Here is a 21,225-nt window from a genome sequence, read left to right as displayed (position 1 = left end):
TCGCCCGTCCTGGTCTCCCACCCCGGCCCCCTGGTCAGCACCGCGTCCCGGCTGGCAGGATCGCGCGCATGTCCAGAGGCTTCCCCCGTATCAGCAGGCGCCGGGCCCTGCAGAGCGCTGCCGCCGGGTTCGTCGCGTTCGGGCTGCTCCTGTGGTGGCTGCTGCCCCTGGGCGAGGAGCCACCGAGCGGGACGATCAGGTTCAGCACGGGGGCGCGAGCCGGCGTGTATGAGAAGTACGGCGAGATGCTGAGCGACGAGTTCGCCAAGGACATGCCCGACCTGAAGGTGCGGCTCAAGGGCAGTGGTGGCTCACAGGCGAACGTCAGGCGCGTGGCGACCGGGGAGGCCGATTTCACCATCGCCGCGGCCGACGCGGTGGAGACGTACAAGCTGGCCCAGGGGGTCGGCGCCGACCGGCTGCGCGGTGTGGCCCGGCTCTACGACGACTACGTCCAGCTCGTCGTTCCGCGCGACTCCTCCATCCGCTCCGTCGCGCAGCTGAAGGGCAAGCGCGTGGCCATAGGGCGGCCCGACTCGGGTGTGCGGCTGATCGCCGACCGGGTGCTCAAGGCGGCGAACATCAACGCCGAGACGGACATCACACCGTTCTCCGACGGCATCGACAGCGGCCCGGGCCGGCTGAAGCGGCACGAGATCGACGCGTTCTTCTGGTCGAGCGGACTGCCGACCGTGGGGCTGAAGGCGCTGTCCACGACTTTCGCCTTGCGGTTCGTGCCCTTGGATGCCGACCTCGTCGCGAAGCTGCACGACCAGGGCGGCGCGAGCCGCTACTACCGGGCCACCAACATGCCGGCGTCGGCCTATCCGTCGGTGCAGAAGGGAGCCACGGTGGCGACGATCGCGGTGTCCAACCTGCTGATGACGCGCACGGACATGGACCCGAGGCTCACCGAGTGGCTGACCCGGACCGTGCTCAAGAGCCGGGACCACATCGGCTCCTATGTCCACTCCGCGCAGCTGGTCGACGTACGCACGGCGATCTACACCGAACCGCTGACCCTGCACGACGGCGCCCGGCGCTACTACCGCTCCGTCAAGCCGTAGGAAAGCGTACGCACTTGACGTACCGTCGCCCCGGACGGCGACGTACAGGGCCTCGCCCGCCCGCCGTGCGCGAAGCCGTGCACGAGCCGCCGCCCGGCCTCACGCGGACGCCTTACGCGGGCCGACGAGCCCGCCGTACCCCACCTCATGCCACCTCACGCCCCCTCACGCCCCCCGCCCGCCCTCTACCCCCACCTCACGCCACCGGACCCGATCGCGGCACCCTCACCGTGACCGTCAGCCCGTGCGGCTCGTGGTGCTCGTAGGAGATCGAGCCGCCGCCCGCCGCGAGCAGGGTCCGGGAGATGGACAGGCCGAGGCCGGAGCCCTTCACGTTCTGGTGGCGTCCGCTGCGCCAGAAGCGGTCGCCGACGCGGGCGAGTTCCTCGTCGGTCAGACCGGGGCCGTCGTCGATGACCACGATGGTGGAGGTGTCGCCGTCGGAGGCGACCGTGACCTGCACCGTCTCGTCCTTCGGCGTGAACTTCACCGCGTTGTCGATCACCGCGTCCAGCGCGCTGGAGAGCGTGACCGGGTCGGCCCACGCGGTGGTGGGCGGACAGTCGCCCACCAGTCGTACGCCCTTGGCCTCGGCGGTCGGCGACCAGGCGGCGACCCGCTCGGCGGTCAGCGCGCCGATGTCGGTGACCCTCAGGTCCGCCTCGGTGTGCTCGGCCAGGGCCAGGTCGAGCAGGTCGTCGAGGACCTGGGCCAGGCGCTTGCCCTCGCCTTGGACGGAGGCGATCTCCTGGTTGCCCTCCGGTAGTTCGAAGGCGAGCAGTTCGATGCGCAGCAACAGCGCCGCGAGCGGGTTGCGCAGCTGGTGCGAGGCGTCGGCGACGAAGGCGCGCTGCTGCTCCAGGACGTCCTCGACGTTGTCCGCCATCTCGTTGAACGAGCGGGCCAGGCGCTGGAGTTCCGGCGGGCCGCCGGCGGCCGCCACCCGGGACTTCAGGGCGCCGCTCGCGATCATGTGGGTGGTGGTGTCCAGGACGCGCACGGGCCTCAGCACCCAGCCCGTCAGCCGCAGGGCGGCGCCGACGGCCAGCAGCATCGCGGCGATCTCGCCTGCGCCGATGATCAGCCAGCCGTGCAGGATCCGCGACCGCAGCTGCCCGGTGGGCGAATCGGTGACCACCACCGCGACGACATCGCCGTCCCGGATGACCGGCGAGGCGACGACCAGGCGGTCGCGCTGCCAGGGCCACACCTGTTCGGGATCATGGCTGCGCCGGCTGAGCAGCGCCTCGGCGAACGCGTCGCGCACCACGCCCGCCTCGGGGACGGTGAAACCGGACGGCGCCTTCGCCATCGCGCTCTCGTTGGCGTAGAAGACACCCGCCTGGATGCCGTAGACGTCGTAGTAGCTGGCGAGTTCGCTGTTCAGGGTCGCCTGACGCCCGTTGGACTCCACGGGGGTGTCGGTGACGAACTGGGCGAGCGCCGCGAAGCGCGCCGTGTCGTCGATCCGGTCGACGACCACGTTCTGCTGCTCGGCCGCGGCCACGCTCACCGCCAGCGGGACGCCGAGCGCGAGCAGCACGGCCGCCATCAGGACGATGAGCAGCGGAAGGAGACGTGTGCGCACCCGGCCCCGCTACGCGCCCGGGGCGACGAGCCGGTAGCCCACGCCTCGTACCGTCTCGATCAGGCTCGGCATGCGCAGCTTGGCGCGCAGGGACGCGACGTGCACCTCCAGGGTGCGCCCGGTCCCCTCCCAACTGGTGCGCCAGACCTCGCTGATGATCTGCTCCCGACGGAAGACCACACCCGGGCGCTGGGCGAGCAGGGCGAGCAGGTCGAACTCCTTGCGGGTCAGCTGGATGACCGAACCGTCCACGCTGACCTGGCGGGTGGGCAGTTCGATGTGCACCGGACCGAGACGCAGCCCGCCCTCGCCGCCGACCGGGGCGTCCTCCGGGACGGTGCGCCGGCTGACGGCGTGGATACGGGCGAGCAGTTCCCCGGTGTCGTACGGCTTGACCACGTAGTCGTCGGCGCCGAGGTTGAGGCCGTGGATGCGGGAGCGGACGTCGGCGCGGGCGGTGACCATGATCACCGGGATGCTGGTGCGCTTGCGGATCTTGCCGCACACCTCGTAACCGTCCTGGTCGGGCAGGCCCAGGTCGAGCAGGACGACTCCGAAGCCCGCGCCCTCGGGGACGAGCGCCTGGAGGGCCTCCTCACCGCTGCGGGCGTGCGTGACGTCGAAACCGTGGCGCGCGAGGACCGCGGACAGGGCCGCGGCCACATGGTTGTCGTCCTCGACGAGGAGAAGTCTCATCCGGGCCCCCTTCGGTTCATCGGACGTCCCATCTGCATATGTAAAAAGCCTGCACGCGCGCGTGCGCCCTCAGCAGTCACGCTGATGGATGAGGACGGCGTCAAGAGGGTTCCGGTTGCGCGCGCCTTCCGTTACCCGGCCGATACGGACGCCGGGCCCAAGTGCTACGACATGTGTCCGATCGCTATCCGATCGTGATGCTCAGATCTCCCTCAGATGTACTGACGCTGGTCGCACGGGGTCACTAAGGTCCTCGCAACCGAGGAGGACGGAGCCCCAAAGCGATGACCGAAGTATCGGTGGCCAAGGACGAGTTGGCCGCGACCGGAGAACTGGTCGTCCTGAAGAGCGTCAACAAGCACTTCGGCGCGTTGCACGTACTCCAGGACATCGATCTGACGATCGCCCGCGGTGAGGTCGTCGTGGTCATCGGGCCCTCCGGGTCCGGGAAGTCCACCCTGTGCCGCACCATCAACCGCCTGGAGTCGACGGACTCCGGCACGATCACCATCGACGGCAAGCCGCTGCCCCACGAGGGCAAGGAGCTGGCCCGGTTGCGCGCCGACGTCGGAATGGTGTTCCAGTCCTTCAACCTGTTCGCGCACAAGACCGTGCTCGAGAACGTCATGCTGGGCCAGATCAAGGTCCGCAAGACGGACAAGAAGCAGGCCGAGGAGAAGGCGCGCGCCCTGCTCGACCGTGTCGGCGTGGCCACGCAGGCCGACAAGTACCCCGCACAGCTCTCCGGCGGCCAGCAGCAGCGCGTGGCCATCGCGCGGGCCCTGGCCATGGACCCCAAGGTCATGCTCTTCGACGAGCCCACGTCGGCGCTCGACCCGGAGATGATCAACGAGGTCCTGGAAGTCATGCAGCAGCTCGCCCGTGACGGCATGACCATGATCGTCGTCACGCACGAGATGGGCTTCGCCCGCTCTGCTGCCAACCGGGTCGTGTTCATGGCCGACGGCCGCATCGTCGAAGAGGCTGTGCCGGACCAGTTCTTCAGCAACCCGCGCAGCGACCGGGCCAAGGACTTCCTGTCCAAGATCCTGCACCACTGACAGCTCGCGTCGCGCGATCGACGACCTGCGTCACCGGCGCCACCCGCTCGACTGCCTCGACGGCTCGCTTCTCTTCCCCACGCAAAGGATGTTCCGCATGAATCTCCGCAAGGTCACCGCCGCCTCGGCCGCCGTCCTGGCGCTCGCCCTGACCGCCACGGCGTGTGGCGGCGACGACAGCAAGGACTCCGGCTCGGGCTCCGGCGGCGGCGGCAAGATCAAGATCGGCATCAAGTACGACCAGCCCGGTCTCGGCCTGAAGCAGCCCGACGGTTCCTTCGCCGGCTTCGACGTGGACGTCGCGACGTACGTGGCCAAGCAGCTCGGCTACGGTCCCGACAAGATCGAGTGGGTCGAGACCAAGAGCGCCGACCGCGAGAACGCCCTCGCCCGTGGTGACGTGAAGTTCATCGCGGCCACCTACTCGATCAACGACGAGCGCAAGAAGAAGGTCGACTTCGCCGGCCCCTACCTGCTGGCCCACCAGGACCTGCTGGTCAAGTCGGACGCCGGCATCACCAAGGCCACGGACATCAACGGCAAGAGGCTCTGCTCCGTGGCCGGCTCCACCTCGGCGCAGAACGTCCACGACACCATCGCCCCGAACGCCCAGCTGAAGCAGTACGGCGGCTACTCCGAGTGCATCGGGGCCCTGCAGAGCGGCGCCGTGGACGCGGTGACCACCGACGACTCGATCCTCGCGGGCTTCGCCGCGCAGGACCAGTACAAGGGCAAGTTCAAGCTCGCCGGCCTCAAGCTGAGCAACGAGAACTACGGCATCGGCGTCAAGAAGGGCGACTCCGCGACGGTGGGCAAGATCAACGCCGCGCTGGAGAAGATGGTCAGCGACAAGTCCTGGGAGAAGGCGGTCCAGGACAACTTCGGTCCGGCCGAGTACAAGAACGAGCCCGCGCCGAAGATCGGCACCATCGTCAAGTAGCGCAGGGATTCCCGGCGCGCCGCCGTCCACTGCGATCACGGCGTAGCGCAGGGGTCCCCCGGCGTGCCGCCGTCCACCGCGATCACGGCGGCACGCCGCGCCCTCCACGTTCGCCACACACCCGGAAGCGCGGGAGATCGTGTTCGACTTTCTTGAAGGTTACGACGTCCTCGGGGCGTTCTGGATGACGGTGAAACTCACCGCCCTCTCCGCCCTCGGCTCCCTGGTCTGGGGCACTCTGCTCGCCGCGATGCGGGTCAGCCCGGTCCCGCTCATGCGCGGGTTCGGCACCGCCTACGTGAACATCGTCCGGAACATCCCTCTCACGGTCATCATCGTCTTCACCTCGCTCGGTCTCGCCGACGTATTCGGCATGACGATGGGCGCGTCCGACGACTTCGCGGCCCAGGGTTTCCGGCTGGCCGTTCTCGGTCTGGTCGGCTACACCGCCGTGTTCGTCTGCGAGGCGATCCGCTCCGGTATCAACACCGTGCCCGTCGGACAGGCCGAGGCGGCCCGCGCGCTCGGCCTGAGCTTCAGCCAGGTCCTGCGCCTGATCGTCCTGCCACAGGCCTTCCGCGCGGTCATCGGACCGCTGGCCAACGTGCTGATCGCGCTGACCAAGAACACCACCGTGGCGGCCGCGATCGGTGTCGCGGAGGCTGCCCTCCTGATGAAGGAGATGATCGAGAACGAGGCACAGACACTCGCCATCGGCGCGGTGTTCGCCCTCGGATTCGTGGTGCTGACCCTTCCCACCGGCCTCATCCTCGGCTGGCTGAGCAAGCGACTGGCGGTGAAGCGATGACCTCCGTTCTCTACGACACTCCGGGCCCCCGCGCCAAACAGCGCAACGTGATCTTCTCAGTGGTCTTCTTCGTCCTGCTCGCCCTGCTGCTGTGGTGGGTCTGGCAGACGATGGACGACAAGAACCAGCTCACCTGGGCCCTGTGGAAGCCGTTCACCCAGTCCCAGGCCTGGACGACGTATCTGCTGCCGGGCCTGGCCAACACGTTGAAGGCCGCGGCCCTGGCCATGGTGATCGCCCTCCCGCTGGGCGCGTTCTTCGGCATAGCGCGCCTCTCGGACCACCGATGGGTGCGGGCCACGGCCGGCACGGTGGTCGAGTTCTTCCGGTCGATCCCCGTCCTGCTGCTGATGCTGTTCGCCAACGAGCTCTACGTCCGCTCCTCGGGCATCAGCAGCGAGGAACGGCCCCTCTACGCGGTCGTCACCGGCCTCGTGCTCTACAACGCCTCCGTCCTCGCCGAGATCGTCCGGGCGGGCATCCTCTCCCTGCCCAAGGGACAGACGGAGGCCGCCATGGCGGTCGGTCTGCGCAAGGGCCAGACGATGACCAACGTCCTGCTGCCGCAGGCGGTCACCGCGATGCTCCCGGCCATCGTCAGCCAGCTCGTCGTCATCGTGAAGGACACCGCGCTCGGCGGCGTGATGCTGGGATTCACCGAGCTGCTCAACGCCCGCCAGACGCTGGCGGCCGTCTACGCCAACGTCATCCCCAGCTTCATCGTGGTGGCCGTCATCTACATCGTGCTCAACTTCCTCCTCACCAGCTTCGCGAGCTGGCTGGAGGCCAGGCTGCGGCGCAGCAAGAAGAGCACGGGCGCGGTCCTCGGCGAGGACACGGTGGAGGTCAACCCCGCGGCGGTGTAGCGCGGCTTCGGGATCGGTGACGGCGGCAGCTACGGCTCCGCCTGATGCACCATCACCTGCTCCTGTGAACGACTCGGAGTGCGGTGTGAACGACCCGGAGGGCAGTGGCATGATCGCCACTGCCCTCCGTCGCTTGACGCAGGCACCGGCAATGGGTTGCATACGTTCTGTGATCGTGCACCCTGCTCCACCTGCCTTTTCGCCCCCGTCCGCCAAGATGTCACCGCGAGCGGGGGGCGCCGCGCCGTGGACCCGGTGATCATCGCGGGAGCCGGGCCTGTCGGGCTTGCGCTCGCCCTTGCGCTGGCGCGGCAGGACGTGCCGTCCGTCGTGCTCGACGAAGGGCCCGGGAAGGACGAACCACGTCTCGCGCGCACCGTCGTGCTGCGTGAGGACACCGCCGCCCTCATGGAGCGGCTGTCCGGCGTGTCACTCGCCGAGGCCGGTGTCCATTGGGCCGGATGGCGGTCGATGCGGCGCAAGCAGGTGACACGCGAGGTCACGTTCGGCGCCACCGACACCGGCCCCGAGACGGAGCCCGCCACCGACGCCGGGCCCGCGCCGCTGCACATCGCCCAGCATGTACTCACCGGGGCGCTGCGCGCCGCGCTGGCCCGTGAACGGCTCGTCAAGATCGTTGTGGACAGTCGCCTCGACGGCATCGAACAGGAGCCCTCGGGCGTCACCGGCCACACCCGCGGCCCCAAGGGCACCTGGTGGCGCGGCAGCTACCTGGTCGGCTGCGACGGCACCCGCTCGACCGTGCGCAAGCTCCAGGACATCCGCTTTCCGGGCCGCACGGCGGTGGAACGGCACGCGGTCGCGGCCCTGCGTGCGGAACTTCCCCTGCCCCACGAGGCATTGCTCCACCGGATGCCCCCGTGGCGCACCTCCGGCCCCTCCACCGACGAGATCACCGCCCGCCCCCTCCCCGACGGCGTGTGGCGCCTCGACTGGCTGCTGCCGCCGGGCAAGGACCTGGTCACGCCCGAGCTGCTGGTGGCCCGCATCAGGGAGACCCTGGCAGGCTGGGCAGGCGGGTCGACACCGGCGTACGAACTCCTCGACACCGGCGTGCACACGGTCCACCACCGGCTGGCCCGTCGCTGGCGCGTAGGTCGGGTCTTCCTCGCCGGGGACGCGGCGCACCTGCTCGGCGCGCTCGGCACACAAGGGCTCGACGAGGGTCTCCGGGACGCCGACAACCTCGCCTGGAAGCTGGCGCTGGCCTGGCACCACGGGCCGCACGAGGCACTGCTCGACAGCTACCAGGCGGAGCGGCGCGCGGTCGTCGCCGGTCGGCTGCGCGCAGCCGACCAGGTGCTGCCGCTGCTGCGCGGCGGCGGAGTCCTGCGTGCGTACGTTCCCGGCTCGGCCCGCGGCCACGACGCACTGCTGACGGACGGTCACTTGGGGCGCGGAGTTCTGGGTGCGCCGGGGACATACGCCGACTCACCGCTCGCGCCCCGGCACCTCGAAGGAGAGACCGTCATCGACACGGAGCCCGGCATGCCCGTCACCGATGCGCGGGTGACCGCGGAGGACGGCTCCTTCGTACGACTGCGCGACCGCCTCGGTCGCGGCGCTCTGCTCGTCGTGCTGATCGCCCCGGGCACCGGTGTGTGGGAGCGCAGGCACTGGGTGACCGCCGGGATCATGCCTCGGCTGGCGGCGGCGGTGGCCGCGCTGCCGCACCCCGCCGAACTCCTGGTCGCCGAGGAGTACCCGGGCGCCGCCCCCCACACGGTCCTTCTCGTACGACCGGACGGTCACCTGGTCACGGCGCTGGCCGGGGTCCGGCCGGCCGACCTGTACGCGGCGACGGAGGCGGCACTCGGCGGCCCCGCCAAGGCGGAGGCGCGGGAGGCGCGGGCCGGTTCGCGCTGACCCGCGCGCATGCTCGTGGTCACTGTGCGTCCGCATAGTGACACTGAGTTGACCGGCCCGAACCCGCGTGGTGTACTCCGGAGCATGACCGACACCTGTGTACGCCTGTGGCGGAGGGTCCATATGGACCTCATCCGCTATGCGGGCTGCGTGTGTCGTCCGTCGAGCTGACTTCGCCTTCCTCCTCCCGCGCGCGCCGCCTCCGTGCTGCCGCGCGCCCCCACGCGAACGCTCACCAGGACGGTGCCCCGTGTCTGCATCCCCCGCCGTGTCCACGTCCTCGGCCGTTGCCGCTGTTTCCGCCCCCACACAGGCGGAGCTCCTCGACTTCGTACGGCGTGCTGCCGCCGACGCCGAGCTGATCGACTCGTTGCCGCTCGACCCCGACGGCCGGACCTGGGTCCGGCTGGAGGGACCAAGCGGCAGCGAGGCCTGGCTGATCGGCTGGCCGCCCGGCAGCGGCACCGGCTGGCACGACCATGCCGACTCGGTCGGCGCCTTCGTGACCGCGGCCGGTGAGCTCAGGGAGCACTCGCTCGCCGCCCGGCTGCCCACCGATGGCTGGAAGACCCTGGAACTGACCGAGGACGTGGACCGGGAACGCCGGCTGCCGGCCGGAAAGGGCCGCGCCTTCGGCCGCCATCACGTCCACGAGGTGCTGAACGAGTCCACCGAACAGCACGCGATCTCCGTCCACGTCTACTACCCGCCCCTCCCGCAGATCCGCCGCTACAGCCGCAGCGGACCGATCCTGCGCCTGGAGCAGGTGGAGCGCCCGGAGGACTGGCAGTGAGCCCGGCGGAAACACCGGCGGCAGGTCGCGCGGCCGGACCGCCGGTCGGTATCGACGCGCTGCTGGAGCGCGTGCGCGAGGGCTACGAGCGGATCGAGGCGGCAGAGGCTTACGCCGCCTTCCGTGCCGGGGACGCGCTGCTCGTCGACATCCGGTACGCGGCCCTGCGTGACCGGGACGGGTTGATCCCCGGCGCCCTCGTCATCGAGCGCAACGAACTGGAGTGGCGCCTCGACCCGCACGGCAGCCACCGCGCCCCCGAGGCCACGAGCCACGACCTGCGTGTCGTGGTGATCTGCAACGAGGGGTACGCCTCCACCCTGGCCGCCGCGTCCCTGCACCAGTTGGGGCTGCACCGGGCCACCGATCTGGTCGGCGGGTTCCAGGCGTGGAATACCGCGGGGCTTCCGGTGACGGCATAGGCCAACCGCCCAAGAGCCACGCGGCTTCCGGCGACGGACTGCGAGCGGACGCGACCGGCCGGCGGTGACGACGAAGGCGAGCAGGCCGCCCCGCGACCATCCCGACCTACACCGACGGCACGACGGCCGGGGCCGCACGACCCGTCATGCCGAGACCGAACGCGGTGAGGACGGCGAGGGCGCTGCCGAGGGCCGTCGAGGAGCAGCCTTGCCGAACCGCCGACGGCCGTCACAACCGCCGGCGCCCTTCAGAACCCATCGTCCTCGATGAACTCCGTCTGCTCGCCCTCCTCCTCGAGGGCCTGCCGGACCACTCTCAGGGCCATGCCCTCGGGGTAGCCCTTGCGGGCCAGCATGCCCGCGAGGCGGCGCAGCCGCTTGTCCCGGTCGAGGCCTCGGGTGGCGCGCAGCTTCCGCGCGACGAGCTCCGCCGCGGTCGCCTCCTCCTGCTCGGAGTCGAGCTGTGCCATGGCCGCGTCGATCAGCGTGGAGTCGACGCCCTTGGTCCGCAGCTCCTGAGCGAGTGCGCGCCGGGCCAGCCCTCGGCCGTGGTGCCGGGACTCCACCCAGGCGTCCGCGAACGCGCTGTCGTTGATCAGCCCGACGTCCTCGAACCGCGACAGCACCTCCTCGGCCGCATCATCCGGGATCTCCCGTTTGCGCAGGGCGTCCGCGAGTTGCTTCCGCGTGCGCGGGGTCCCGGTGAGCAGGCGCAGGCAGATCGCCCGTGCCCGCTCGACCGGGTCCGCTGAGGGTTCTTCTTTCTCGGCCCTCGACGAGAAGGAAGAACCCCCGTCCTCACCGGACGGCTCCGCGCGGCCACGCCGACGGCGCCCTCGTGAGCCGCCCGCGCCACGAGCCCCGCCCCTGGGGGGTGAGCTGCCGACGGACGAGTCTGCGTCGAATGCCGAGCCGTCGCCCGGCCCGTACTCCCACGCGTCCAGCCTGTCCGACCCGTCCTCCGGTCCGTCCGTCCACCGTCCGTTGCCCTGCTCGCCGCCCGCCTCGGCGTCGTACGACCCCCTCATGCCGTACGACGCCGCACGGACGTGGTCTTCGTCCATGCCACGGGCCGGGGAGACGTCCCTCGGACCGGTCGAGCCCCTGGTGCCTCTTCCGCCTCGCTCACGCGGGGCGTCCGGGTAGGTGTACTCGGCCCAGTCGGTTCGCCGCGTCACGGATCAGCTCTTGACTGCGGCGGCCTTGGTCTTGGCCGTCTTGGCCGCCACCGGGGCGGGCACCGTCTTCGCGGCATCGTCCGCGGGTGCGGAGACCGCTGCGTCCACGCCCGGCCCGGCAGCCGGCTCCTCCGGTCGGACCCCGACGCCCAGCTTCTCCTTGATCCTCTTCTCGATCTCGTTGGCCAGGTCGGGGTTGTCCTTCAGGAAGTTGCGCGCGTTCTCCTTGCCCTGTCCGAGCTGGTCGCCCTCGTACGTGTACCAGGCACCGGCCTTGCGGACGAAGCCGTTCTCCACGCCCATGTCGATCAGGCCGCCCTCACGGCTGATGCCGTGCCCGTAGAGAATGTCGAACTCGGCCTGCTTGAAGGGCGGCGCGACCTTGTTCTTGACGACCTTGACGCGGGTACGGTTGCCGACCGCGTCGGTGCCGTCCTTCAGCGTCTCGATACGCCGGATGTCGAGTCGCACCGAGGCGTAGAACTTCAGCGCCCGGCCACCGGTCGTGGTCTCCGGGGAGCCGAACATCACGCCGATCTTCTCGCGGAGCTGGTTGATGAAGATCGCGGTGGTCTTGGACTGGTTGAGCGCGCTGGTGATCTTCCGCAGCGCCTGGCTCATCAGGCGGGCCTGCAGACCGACGTGGCTGTCGCCCATCTCGCCCTCGATCTCCGCGCGCGGCACGAGCGCGGCGACGGAGTCGATGACGATCAGGTCGAGGGCGCCGGAGCGGACAAGCATGTCCACGATCTCCAGGGCCTGCTCGCCGTTGTCCGGCTGGGACAGGAGCAGGTTGTCGATGTCGACGCCGAGCTTCTGCGCGTACTCGGGGTCGAGAGCGTGCTCCGCGTCCACGAACGCGACCGTGCCGCCGGCCTTCTGGGCGTTCGCCACCGCGTGCAGGGTCAGGGTCGTCTTGCCGGAGGACTCCGGTCCATAGACCTCGATGACGCGGCCCCGCGGCAGGCCGCCGACGCCGAGGGCCACGTCGAGCGCGGTCGACCCGGTCGGGATGACCTCGATGGGCTCCCTCGTCCGATCGCCCATGCGCATGACCGCGCCCTTGCCGAATTGCCGTTCAATCTGTGCGAGTGCGGCATCCAGGGCCTTCTCGCGGTCGGTACCTGCCATGGGTTCCACCCGATTTGCTTGAGTCGATCGCTTCACGTCAACGACGCTAACGCCTGCCACTGACAATGCGTCTCGACGCTCGTCCGGCCTGTGGATAACTCGGGCACTTATCCACTCAAACCGCGCCGAAATCCCCATCAAGAGCCTTGCCTGAACCTCTATAAGAACGGATGTTCGATTTTCGTGTCAAGCGCACCACGCGGTACTGCGGAGACGTCCCGGGACAGTTCCCGCCTGGCTGCTTCCCGCGGTGTGTACGGCGGGTGTCTTCGGCCGGAGGACGACGGGGCGGAGCGTTCTCGTGACGCTTGAGGGGTGGAAAACTCAAGGCGCTCGCGTCTTTCCGGCACGGTGCAGGCTCACCCGTGCAGCGGCCTGAGCGGAGCCGTCGAGTGGTACGCCGCCTCCTGGCGACCGGCGCGGGTGAGTACGACCCCGCGCGCGATCGTCGCGGCGCCCGAAGCCAGGACGACAGGCAGGATCGCGAACCCCGAGCGCACGGCGAGCGCCATCCCCGGCAACTCGGTGGCCGGGTGGCCCGGTGGGCCCGTGTTACGCCGCCGCCGTCGGCGCCGGGGTATGGGCCGGCCTCACCTACTGACCAACGGGCGTCACCTCCTCACCCCCCGGGTCTGCGCAGGGACCGGCCCGGCCTCACGTACCGTCCGAGGAGGACCCGTCGGCGGTACGGCCCGAAGAGGAGCCGGCGACCGAGTCCTGTGCCTCCGGCCCCCGCCCCCACAGCGCACGCGCGCGCGTGAACAGCCCCTCCCCCGGCCTCCGGTGCCCCTGTACCCGGGGGTCGTCCGTGACGTCGTACCGCTTCACGTAGGCCCCCAGGAATGCCTGGAGCGTGGCGATCGCCGGGATGGCGATCAGCGCGCCGACGGCACCGAGGAGGGCGGTGCCGGCGATGACTGAGCCGAAGGCGACCGCGGGGTGGATGTCGACGGTCTTCGAGGTCAGCTTGGGTTGCAGGACGTAGTTCTCGAACTGCTGGTAGACCACGACGAAGATCAGCACCCACAGCGCGTACCAGGGGTCGACCGTGAAGGCGATGAGCATCGGCAGGGCGCCCGCGAGATACGTGCCGATGGTGGGGATGAACTGCGAGACCAGCCCGACCCAGACGGCGAGTACGGGCGCGTACGGCACACTCAGGGCCTCCAACAGGATGTAGTGCGCGACTCCGGAGATGAGCGCCATCAGGCCGCGCGAGTAGATGTAGCCGCCAGTCTTGTTCACGGCGATCTCCCACGCGCGCAGCACCTCCGCCTGCCGGGCGGGTGGCAGCACGGAGCAGATCGCGCGGCGCAGCCGTGGGCCGTCGGCGGCGAAGTAGAACGAGAACAGCGCGATCGTCAGCAGCTGGAAAAGTCCGCCGAGGACCTGCCCGGAGACGTCCAGGACGCCGGTGGCGCTGTTCTGCACGTAGTTGCGCAGCCAGTTGGACCGGAGCAGGCCCTCCTGGACGTCAACGCGTCGCAACTCGGTGTGGAAGTGCGTGTTGATCCAGTTGATGACCGAGTCGAGGTAGGCCGGGAAGTCCTCGACGATCTTGATGATCTGACCCGCGAGCATCGAACCGAGCAGCGTGACGAACCCCGCGGCCACGATGAGCACGGCGAAGAACACGAGGAACGTGGCCAGTCCCCTGCGCATGCCGCGCGAGGACATCCAGCTCACCGCGGGTTCGATGGCCAGGGCCAGGAAGAACGCGATGAGGATGTTGATCAGCAGAGCGGTGAGCTGGTGGAAGGCCCAACTTCCCAGCTGGAACACGGCGATGAGGGCGAGGGCGAGCACCAGGGCGCGCGGCAGCCAGCGGGGCATGCGGGCGTTCGGCCCCCAGGCGCCGCCGTCGGCCTGGGGCCGGGGAGGCGGCGTCGTGCCGGACGGAGCTGCATGCTGGGTGACCTGGCCGGTCTCGTCAGTGGGTGCCACGGTGCAAGTCTCGCCCACATGTCCGACAATCGGTTACCCGCGGGCGATCTTCTTGAACGATCAGTGCTTCTGTCACGAAACGTTCAGAGCTGATCAGCGTTTCTCCCTCGGAACGTTCATGACGCCGCAGACCACACGCCAGACCTCCTTGGCGTCCCATCCGGAGTCGAGCGCCTCGTGCACCGTGCGCCCGCCGAGCTCCATCATGACGTGGTCGCGCGCGAAGGTGTCGGCGTAGCCCGGACCGAAGTGATCCGCCATCCGCTGCCAGAAGACCGTCAACCGCATACCTCCAGTATCCCGCCCCTGAGGGTGGGCCTGAGCCGGGACCGCTTACCGAGACCGCTTTCCGTCCTACGGTCTGACGCATGGCCGAAACCGGAGCTTCCGCACTCCCCCCGACGCCCCCGGCGTACTCCCCGCTCGCCCGCGCCGAGCACTTCTGCTGGCTCACCGCCCGCGTGCTGGAGCAGCGCCTTTTCGCGTACCACTTCCTGCGCGGAAGCGCCGACCCGGTGGAGACGGCGCTGGACGCCTACCGCAACGCGGACGGCGGATACGGCCACGCGCTGGAGCCCGATCTACGGGGGCCGGTGAGCCAGCCACTGCACACCGGTCACGCCCTGCGGGTCCTGGACGCCATCGGGCGCTGCGGCGGACAACGCGTGGAGCGCGTGTGCCGGTACCTGACCTCCGTGACCACAGCGGACGGCGCCCTGCCGGCGATCCATCCCAGCCAGCGCGGCTATCCGACGGCCCCGTTCATCCCGGTCCTGGACGATCCGCCGAGCGAGCTCCTCGCCACCGGTCCGGTGGTGGGTCTCCTGCACCGCAACGAGGTATGGCACGCCTGGTTGTTCAGGGCCACGGACTTCTGCTGGCAGGCGGTGGAGTCCCTGGAGCGGTCCCACCCGTACGAGATCCAGGCAGCCGTGGACTTCCTGGACTCCGCGCCCGACCGCCCGCGCGCGGAGGCGGTCGCCGACCGCCTGGGCCGTCTGGTGCGTGAGCAACGCCTCGCGGTTCTGGACCCGGACCAACTCGACACGTGTCCGGTTCCCCCGGGGTACGCCCCCGGCGAGCACCACTTCCCGTACGACTACGCGCGGACGCCGGACTCACTCGCGCGCGCGTGGTTCACGGACAACGAGATGTCCCGCTCCCTGGACTTCCTGGCCCAGGACCAGCTGGAGGACGGCGGCTGGCCGGTCCGCTGGCGCCAGTGGGCCCCGGGCACGGCCCTGGAGGCCCGCCCCATGGTGACGATCCGGGCGCTGCGCACCCTGCGCGCGTACGGTCGCGGTCGCCCCCTGAGCTGAGGCTCGTGACTCCTCCCCTTCGTGAACGAAGGGGCTTCTCAGTCGACTCCGAGGAGTCTCGTGACGGCCAAGCCCTGACCGCTGCCGAGGCAGATCCGCAGCGTACTACGCCGCTTCGCGGCTCCGCCATCAGGATGCGTTTCCCGCCCGGCCTGAAGGCCGGGATTCCCACGCAAGATCACGGATGGCGGGTTCGGGTGAGGTGGCGCGCTCTGGGCGGTATGCCGGTGGCCCGGAGTTGACCTGTTGCGGGCGCGGCGGTCCGGGGCCGTGTATCCGTCGCCGGAGTGGTCGCGGAGATCGCCGCCGAGACGACGCAGACCGTTGTCAGTCCCGAGGTGCAGGATGGACACATGGTCAGCGACGCACGCCGAGCCCTGGACGGCTTCTCCCCCACAACCCGCGGCTGGTTCACGGGCGCCTTCGACGCGCCCACCGCCGCCCAGGCCGGCGCGTGGCAGGCCATCGCAGCGGGCTCGGACGTGTTGGTCGTAGCTCCCACCGGCTCCGGCAAGACCCTCGCAGCCTTTCTCGCCGCACTCGACCAGCTCGCCTCCACACCCCCACCCGCCGACCCCAAAAAACGCTGCCGGGTCCTGTACGTCTCCCCGCTCAAGGCCCTCGCCGTCGACGTGGAACGCAACCTCCGCAGCCCCCTCACCGGCATCCGTCAGGAATCCGTACGCCGAGGCCTGCCCGAACCGGAGGTAAAGGTCGGCATCCGCTCCGGCGACACCCCCGCCGCCGAGCGCCGCGCCCTGTCCACCCGCCCTCCGGACATCCTGATCACCACCCCGGAGTCGCTGTTCCTGATGCTGACCTCGGCCACCCGCGAGGCGCTGACCGGCATCGAGACAGTGATCCTCGACGAGGTCCACGCGGTCGCCGGTACCAAGCGCGGCGCCCACCTCGCGCTCTCCCTGGAGCGTCTGGACGAGCTCCTCCCCAGGCCGGCCCGCCGCATCGGCCTCTCCGCGACGGTCCGCCCGGTGGACGAGGTGGCCCGCTATCTCTCGCCCCGCCGCAAGGTGGAGATCGTCCAGCCCGAGTCCGGCAAGGAGTTCGACCTCTCGGTCGTCGTCCCTGTCGAGGACCTGGGCGAACTGGGCGGCTCCCCGATCGCCGACGGCTCCGACGGCTCCGACGGCTCCGACGCCGCGGAACGCCCCTCGATCTGGCCGCACGTGGAGGAGCGGATCGCCGACCTCGTCCAGGCCCACCGCTCCACCATCGTCTTCGCCAACTCCCGCCGCCTCGCCGAACGGCTCTGCAACCGCCTCAACGAAATCGCGTACGAGCGAGCCACCGGAGAACCGCTGGACGAGCACCACGCCCCCGCGGAACTGATGGGCGGCTCGGGCGCGGCACAGGGCGCGCCCCCGGTCATCGCCCGCGCCCACCACGGCTCGGTCTCCAAGGAACAGCGCGCCCTCGTCGAAGAGGACCTCAAGGCCGGCCGCCTCCCCGCCGTGGTGGCCACCTCCAGCCTCGAACTGGGCATCGACATGGGCGCGGTGGACCTCGTCATCCAAGTCGAGTCGCCTCCCTCCGTCGCTTCCGGCCTGCAGCGCGTAGGACGAGCGGGACACCAGGTCGGAGCCGTCTCCACGGGTGTGGTCTTCCCGAAGTACCGCGGCGACCTGGTCCAGGCGGCAGTCGTCACGGAGCGCATGCGGACGGGTTCCATCGAGTCGCTGAAGGTCCCCGCAAACCCCCTGGACGTCCTCGCCCAGCAGCTCGTCGCGATGACCTCGATGGACACCTGGCAGCTGGACGACCTGCTGACCATGGTCCGGCGGGCCGCCCCCTTCGCCTCGCTCCCCGAGTCCGCCTTCACCGCGGTGCTCGACATGCTCGCCGGCCGCTACCCGTCCGACGCCTTCGCGGAACTGCGTCCGCGCGTGGTCTGGGACCGCGTCGCCGGCACGATCACCGGCCGCCCCGGTGCGCAGCGCCTCGCCGTCACCTCCGGCGGCACGATCCCCGACCGCGGCCTCTTCGGCGTCTTCCTCGCCGGCTCCGACCCGAAGAAGGGTGGCGGCCGGGTCGGCGAACTCGACGAGGAGATGGTCTACGAGTCCCGCGTCGGCGACGTCTTCACCCTCGGCACCAGCTCCTGGCGCATCGAGGACATCACCCGCGACCGCGTCCTCGTCTCCCCCGCGCCGGGCGTCCCGGGCCGGCTCCCGTTCTGGAAGGGCGACCAGTTGGGCCGCCCGCTCGAGCTGGGCCGCGCGGTGGGCGCGTTCCTGCGCGAGGTCGGCTCCCTGCCCAAGGAGGACGCCCGTCTGCGCCTCCTCGCTGCGGGACTGGACGCCTGGGCCGCGAACAACGTCCTGTCCTACCTCGCCGAGCAGCGGGAGGCCTGTGGCCACGTCCCGGACGACCGCACGATCGTCGTGGAGCGCTTCCGCGACGAACTCGGCGACTGGCGGGTCGTCGTGCACTCCCCCTTCGGCGCCCAGGTCCACGCCCCGTGGGCACTCGCCCTCGGCGCCAAGCTGTCCGAGCGGTACGGCATGGACGCCCAGGTCCTGCACGCCGACGACGGCATCGTCCTCCGACTGCCCGACGCCGACCTGATGGGCCTGGACCTGCTCGATCAGGACCCGGCAAGGACCGGCACCGAGTACGACGCGGACCAAGCCCCCGTCGGTGCGGCGGACGTCGTCTTCGACAAGGGTGAGGTCCACCAGATCGTCACCGACCAGGTCGGCGGCTCGGCCCTGTTCGCGTCGCGCTTCCGCGAGTGCGCCGCCCGCGCGCTGCTCCTGCCCCGCCGCACCCCCGGCAAGCGCACCCCGCTGTGGCAGCAGCGCCAGCGCGCCGCCCAACTGCTCCAGGTCGCCAGCGAGTTCGGCTCCTTCCCGATCGTCCTGGAGGCGGTCCGCGAGTGCCTCCAGGACGTTTTCGACGTCCCCGGCCTGGTCGAGCTGATGGGCGACCTGGAGTCCCGCAAGGTGCGCCTGGTCGAGGTCACCACCCCCGAGCCCTCCCCGTTCGCCCGCTCTCTCCTCTTCGGGTACGTCGCCCAGTTCCTCTACGAGGGAGACTCACCGCTCGCCGAGCGCCGCGCCGCCGCCCTCTCCCTGGACTCGCGTCTGCTGGCCGAGTTGCTCGGCCAGGCGGAGCTGCGCGAGCTGCTCGACGCCGAGGTGCTGGCCGAGCTGGAGCGGGAACTCCAGTGGTGCACCGAGGACCGCCGCGTCAAGGACGCCGAAGGGATCGCCGATCTCCTTCGTCTCCTCGGTCCGCTCACGGACACCGAGCTGGCGGAGCGGGGCGCCGAGCCGCAGTGGGCTCAGGAGCTGGCCGCCGCCCGCCGCGCGATCCGGGTCCGCGTCGCCGGCGCGGACCACTGGGCGGCGATCGAGGACGCGGGTCGTCTGCGCGACGCACTCGGCACCGCGCTCCCGGTGGGCGTCCCGGAGGCCTTCACGGAGCCCGTCAAGGACCCACTGGGTGACCTCCTCGCACGCTATGCGCGCACCCACGGCCCGTTCACCTCGGCCACGGTCGCGGACCGCTTCGGCCTGGGCGTGGCGGTCACCGAGGGCGCCCTCCAGCGGCTCGCGGGGACCGGCCGGGTCGTCCAGGGCGAGTTCCACCCGGCCGGCATCGGCCAGGAGTGGTGTGACGCGGCGGTCCTGCGGCGCCTGCGCCGCCGCTCCCTCGCCGCCCTGCGTCATGAACTGGAGCCGGTGCCGCCGCCCGCCCTCGCCCAGTTCCTCCCCCAGTGGCAGCACATCGGCAGGGGCCACGGCCTGCGTGGCATCGACGGCCTGGTACGGGCCGTCGAACAGGTGCAGGGCGCGTCCGTGCCGGCGTCCGCCCTGGAGAAGCTCGTCCTGCCCTCCCGCGTCGCGAACTACACGCCCGCGATGCTCGACGAACTCACCGCCGCCGGAGAGATCGTCTGGGCCGGAGCGGGCTCCCTCCCCGGCAAGGACGGCTGGGTCTCCCTCTACCTGGCGGACGCGGCCCCTCTGCTCCTTCCACCGCCCCACCCCCTGGAGCTCACCGCCCTCCACCAGTCCGTCCTGGACGCCCTCTCCGGCGGCTACGGCCTGTTCTTCCGCCAGATCGCCGACCAGGTCCGCGCCACCACCCACCCCGAAGCCACCGACCCGCAACTGGCCGACGTCATCTGGGACCTGGCCTGGTCCGGCCGGCTCACGAACGACACGCTGACCCCCATGCGCTCCCTCCTGGGCTCGGGCCGCACCGCCGGCTCCACGGCGCACCGTGCCAAGCGCACGATCCCGCGCGGGCGCTACGGCTCGCTGACCGCCGCCGCCCGCCCCGCCTCACGCAGCGGTCCACCAACCGTCGCCGGCCGCTGGTCCCTGCTCCCGGACCGTGACACCGACCCCACCGTGCGCGCCCACGCCCTGGCCCGCGTCCTCCTCGACCGGCACGGCGTGGTCACCCGGGGAGCCGTCTCCGCGGAGGGCGTCGAGGGCGGTTTCTCGGCGGTGTACCGCATCCTGGCCGCCTTCGAGGAGAGCGGCCAGGCCCGCCGAGGCTACGTGGTCGAGGGCCTCGGTGCCGCCCAGTTCGCCATGGACGGCGCGGTCGACCGCCTCCGCGCGGTAGCCAACGCCCGCGACCGCGGCGATGCCCTGCCCCTTCCGCCCCGGGCCGATGACACCCCGGGCGACGCGCCTGGCTGCACCCCCGACGGCACCCCCGACGGCACGCTCGGCGACACGCCTGACCGCACCCCCCACGGATCCGCCTCGTTCACCGACTTCGTTCCCGACGCCTTCAGCCCCCTTCCGGACTTCTCCCAGAACGCCTTCGACGCACCCGCCCCCTTCGGAACCGACGGCCCAGAGCCGTCCGACGGACAGAACCCGCCCAGCGGTCGCACCACCCCCACCGATCCCGGCTTCGGCGACGACTGGCCTCCTTCCCCCGCCACGCGGAGCGAATGGATCTCCCCCAGGGACCTCACCCCACCGACCGCCCCAGGACCCGGCACCAGCACCAGCACCCCGTACGGATCCGCTCCGGGCCCCCGGGGCCCGGCCCGGGGCGGCCCGTACGACCCCTACGGCTCGTACACCCCGTACGGCTCCGCCTCCATCGCTCCCCGCCCCCGCCCCACTCCCGACTCCCGAGCCGTCCTCCTCGCCGCCGCCGATCCGGCGAACGCGTACGGCGCGGCTCTCCCCTGGCCGGAGCCCCCCACCGGTGCCGGACACAAGCCGGGCCGCAAGGCGGGCTCCCTGGTCGTGCTCGTGGACGGCGAGCTGACGCTCTACATGGAGCGGGGCGGCAAGACCGTGCTGGCCTGGCCCTCCGACCCCGACGGCACAGCCACCGACGACTCACGGCTGCGAACCGCCGCGGAGGCCCTCGCCGCGGCCGCCAAGGCCGGCTCCCTCGGCACGGTCACCGTGGAACGCGTCAACGGTGCCTCGGCCCTGACGTCCTCCATCGGCACCCTCCTCGAAGCCACAGGCTTCATCGCCACACCACGCGGCCTACGCCTCAGGGCATAAAGCGACGAGAACCACCTG

General features: G+C 70.8%; 18 protein-coding genes. 11 read left to right on the top strand and 7 right to left on the bottom strand.

The window, feature by feature from the left end:
• The first annotated feature begins 68 nt into the window (after positions 1-68).
• Positions 69-1,067, top strand: a complete 999-nt coding sequence (locus tag M2271_RS36965; protein WP_280891845.1) for a TAXI family TRAP transporter solute-binding subunit — start codon at positions 69-71, stop codon at positions 1,065-1,067.
• Positions 1,068-1,263: 196 nt separating this feature from the next.
• Here the strand turns inward: M2271_RS36965 and M2271_RS36960 are convergent, their stop codons facing one another.
• Positions 1,264-2,655, bottom strand: coding sequence for a HAMP domain-containing sensor histidine kinase (locus M2271_RS36960; protein WP_280891844.1), 1,392 nt, complete (start codon positions 2,653-2,655; stop codon positions 1,264-1,266).
• Between the two features lie 9 nt (positions 2,656-2,664).
• Positions 2,665-3,351 carry a response regulator transcription factor gene (locus tag M2271_RS36955; protein WP_280891843.1) on the bottom strand — a complete coding sequence of 229 codons (687 nt, stop codon included), beginning with the start codon at positions 3,349-3,351 and terminating at the stop codon, positions 2,665-2,667.
• A 284-nt stretch (positions 3,352-3,635) separates the two neighbouring features.
• Between M2271_RS36955 and M2271_RS36950 the strand changes: the two genes are divergently transcribed.
• From M2271_RS36950 to M2271_RS36920, 8 genes are all read left to right on the top strand, one after another.
• Positions 3,636-4,412, top strand: a complete 777-nt coding sequence (locus tag M2271_RS36950; protein WP_280891842.1) for an amino acid ABC transporter ATP-binding protein — start codon at positions 3,636-3,638, stop codon at positions 4,410-4,412.
• Between the two features lie 97 nt (positions 4,413-4,509).
• A complete protein-coding gene (locus M2271_RS36945; protein WP_280891841.1) occupies positions 4,510-5,352 on the top strand; it encodes a glutamate ABC transporter substrate-binding protein in 843 nt (280 codons plus the stop codon).
• 139 nt (positions 5,353-5,491) lie between these two features.
• On the top strand, positions 5,492-6,160 hold the full coding sequence (locus M2271_RS36940) for an amino acid ABC transporter permease (protein ID WP_280891840.1): 669 nt from the start codon (positions 5,492-5,494) through the stop codon (positions 6,158-6,160).
• Complete coding sequence (locus M2271_RS36935) at positions 6,157-7,026, top strand: amino acid ABC transporter permease (RefSeq protein ID WP_280891839.1); 870 nt, start codon at positions 6,157-6,159, stop codon at positions 7,024-7,026. The genes M2271_RS36940 and M2271_RS36935 overlap by 4 nt, the downstream gene beginning before the upstream one ends.
• 246 nt (positions 7,027-7,272) lie before the next feature.
• Complete coding sequence (locus M2271_RS36930; protein WP_280891838.1) at positions 7,273-8,913, top strand: FAD-dependent monooxygenase; 1,641 nt, start codon at positions 7,273-7,275, stop codon at positions 8,911-8,913.
• 9 nt (positions 8,914-8,922) lie between these two features.
• Positions 8,923-9,084, top strand: coding sequence for a putative leader peptide (locus M2271_RS42665; protein ID WP_348539224.1), 162 nt, complete (start codon positions 8,923-8,925; stop codon positions 9,082-9,084).
• A 79-nt stretch (positions 9,085-9,163) separates the two neighbouring features.
• The gene (locus tag M2271_RS36925; protein ID WP_280891837.1) at positions 9,164-9,706 is read left to right on the top strand and encodes a cysteine dioxygenase; all 543 of its coding nucleotides are present in this window, start codon (positions 9,164-9,166) and stop codon (positions 9,704-9,706) included.
• Entirely contained in the window at positions 9,703-10,128 is a 426-nt protein-coding gene (locus M2271_RS36920) for a rhodanese-like domain-containing protein (protein WP_280891836.1), read from the top strand. The genes M2271_RS36925 and M2271_RS36920 overlap by 4 nt, the downstream gene beginning before the upstream one ends.
• Positions 10,129-10,376: 248 nt before the next feature.
• Here the strand turns inward: M2271_RS36920 and recX are convergent, their stop codons facing one another.
• The 5 genes from recX to M2271_RS36895 all read right to left on the bottom strand — a co-directional run bounded on the left by recX (position 10,377) and on the right by M2271_RS36895 (position 14,669).
• Positions 10,377-11,306 (bottom strand): recombination regulator RecX, encoded by a 930-nt coding sequence (gene recX / locus M2271_RS36915; protein ID WP_280891835.1) that lies wholly within the window; start codon positions 11,304-11,306, stop codon positions 10,377-10,379.
• Between the two features lie 3 nt (positions 11,307-11,309).
• Positions 11,310-12,437: a recombinase RecA gene (gene recA / locus M2271_RS36910; protein ID WP_280891834.1), complete on the bottom strand. Its 1,128-nt coding sequence runs from the start codon at positions 12,435-12,437 to the stop codon at positions 11,310-11,312.
• A gap of 359 nt (positions 12,438-12,796) precedes the next feature.
• Positions 12,797-12,949: a hypothetical protein gene (locus tag M2271_RS36905; RefSeq protein WP_280891871.1), complete on the bottom strand. Its 153-nt coding sequence runs from the start codon at positions 12,947-12,949 to the stop codon at positions 12,797-12,799.
• A 142-nt stretch (positions 12,950-13,091) separates the two neighbouring features.
• On the bottom strand, positions 13,092-14,381 hold the full coding sequence (locus tag M2271_RS36900; protein ID WP_280891833.1) for an AI-2E family transporter: 1,290 nt from the start codon (positions 14,379-14,381) through the stop codon (positions 13,092-13,094).
• A 93-nt stretch (positions 14,382-14,474) separates the two neighbouring features.
• Positions 14,475-14,669: a DUF3046 domain-containing protein gene (locus M2271_RS36895; protein ID WP_280891832.1), complete on the bottom strand. Its 195-nt coding sequence runs from the start codon at positions 14,667-14,669 to the stop codon at positions 14,475-14,477.
• Between the two features lie 80 nt (positions 14,670-14,749).
• Between M2271_RS36895 and M2271_RS36890 the strand changes: the two genes are divergently transcribed.
• Both M2271_RS36890 and M2271_RS36885 read left to right on the top strand, forming a co-directional pair.
• Positions 14,750-15,700, top strand: a complete 951-nt coding sequence (locus tag M2271_RS36890) for a hypothetical protein (RefSeq protein WP_280891831.1) — start codon at positions 14,750-14,752, stop codon at positions 15,698-15,700.
• 353 nt (positions 15,701-16,053) lie between these two features.
• A complete protein-coding gene (locus tag M2271_RS36885) occupies positions 16,054-21,207 on the top strand; it encodes an ATP-dependent helicase (protein WP_280891830.1) in 5,154 nt (1,717 codons plus the stop codon).
• The last annotated feature ends 18 nt before the right edge of the window (positions 21,208-21,225 follow it).

The sequence above is a fragment of the Streptomyces sp. LBL genome (assembly GCF_029893585.1).
Classification (GTDB): domain Bacteria; phylum Actinomycetota; class Actinomycetes; order Streptomycetales; family Streptomycetaceae; genus Streptomyces.
Note: the sequence above shows the minus strand (reverse complement) of the source record. Positions and strands in the feature narration are given on the sequence as shown.

Bases quoted from the DNA above. Each gene is read 5' to 3' on its own strand.
- M2271_RS36965 (WP_280891845.1), top strand. From the start codon at position 69: ATGTCCAGAGGCTTCCCCCGTATCAGCAGGCGCCGGGCCCTGCAGAGC.
- M2271_RS36955 (WP_280891843.1), bottom strand. From the start codon at position 3,351: ATGAGACTTCTCCTCGTCGAGGACGACAACCATGTGGCCGCGGCCCTG.
- M2271_RS36950 (WP_280891842.1), top strand. From the start codon at position 3,636: ATGACCGAAGTATCGGTGGCCAAGGACGAGTTGGCCGCGACCGGAGAA.
- M2271_RS36945 (WP_280891841.1), top strand. From the start codon at position 4,510: ATGAATCTCCGCAAGGTCACCGCCGCCTCGGCCGCCGTCCTGGCGCTC.
- M2271_RS36935 (WP_280891839.1), top strand. From the start codon at position 6,157: ATGACCTCCGTTCTCTACGACACTCCGGGCCCCCGCGCCAAACAGCGC.
- M2271_RS42665 (WP_348539224.1), top strand. From the start codon at position 8,923: ATGCTCGTGGTCACTGTGCGTCCGCATAGTGACACTGAGTTGACCGGC.
- recA (WP_280891834.1), bottom strand. From the start codon at position 12,437: ATGGCAGGTACCGACCGCGAGAAGGCCCTGGATGCCGCACTCGCACAG.
- M2271_RS36905 (WP_280891871.1), bottom strand. From the start codon at position 12,949: ATGGCGCTCGCCGTGCGCTCGGGGTTCGCGATCCTGCCTGTCGTCCTG.
- M2271_RS36895 (WP_280891832.1), bottom strand. From the start codon at position 14,669: ATGCGGTTGACGGTCTTCTGGCAGCGGATGGCGGATCACTTCGGTCCG.
- M2271_RS36890 (WP_280891831.1), top strand. From the start codon at position 14,750: ATGGCCGAAACCGGAGCTTCCGCACTCCCCCCGACGCCCCCGGCGTAC.
- M2271_RS36885 (WP_280891830.1), top strand. From the start codon at position 16,054: ATGGTCAGCGACGCACGCCGAGCCCTGGACGGCTTCTCCCCCACAACC.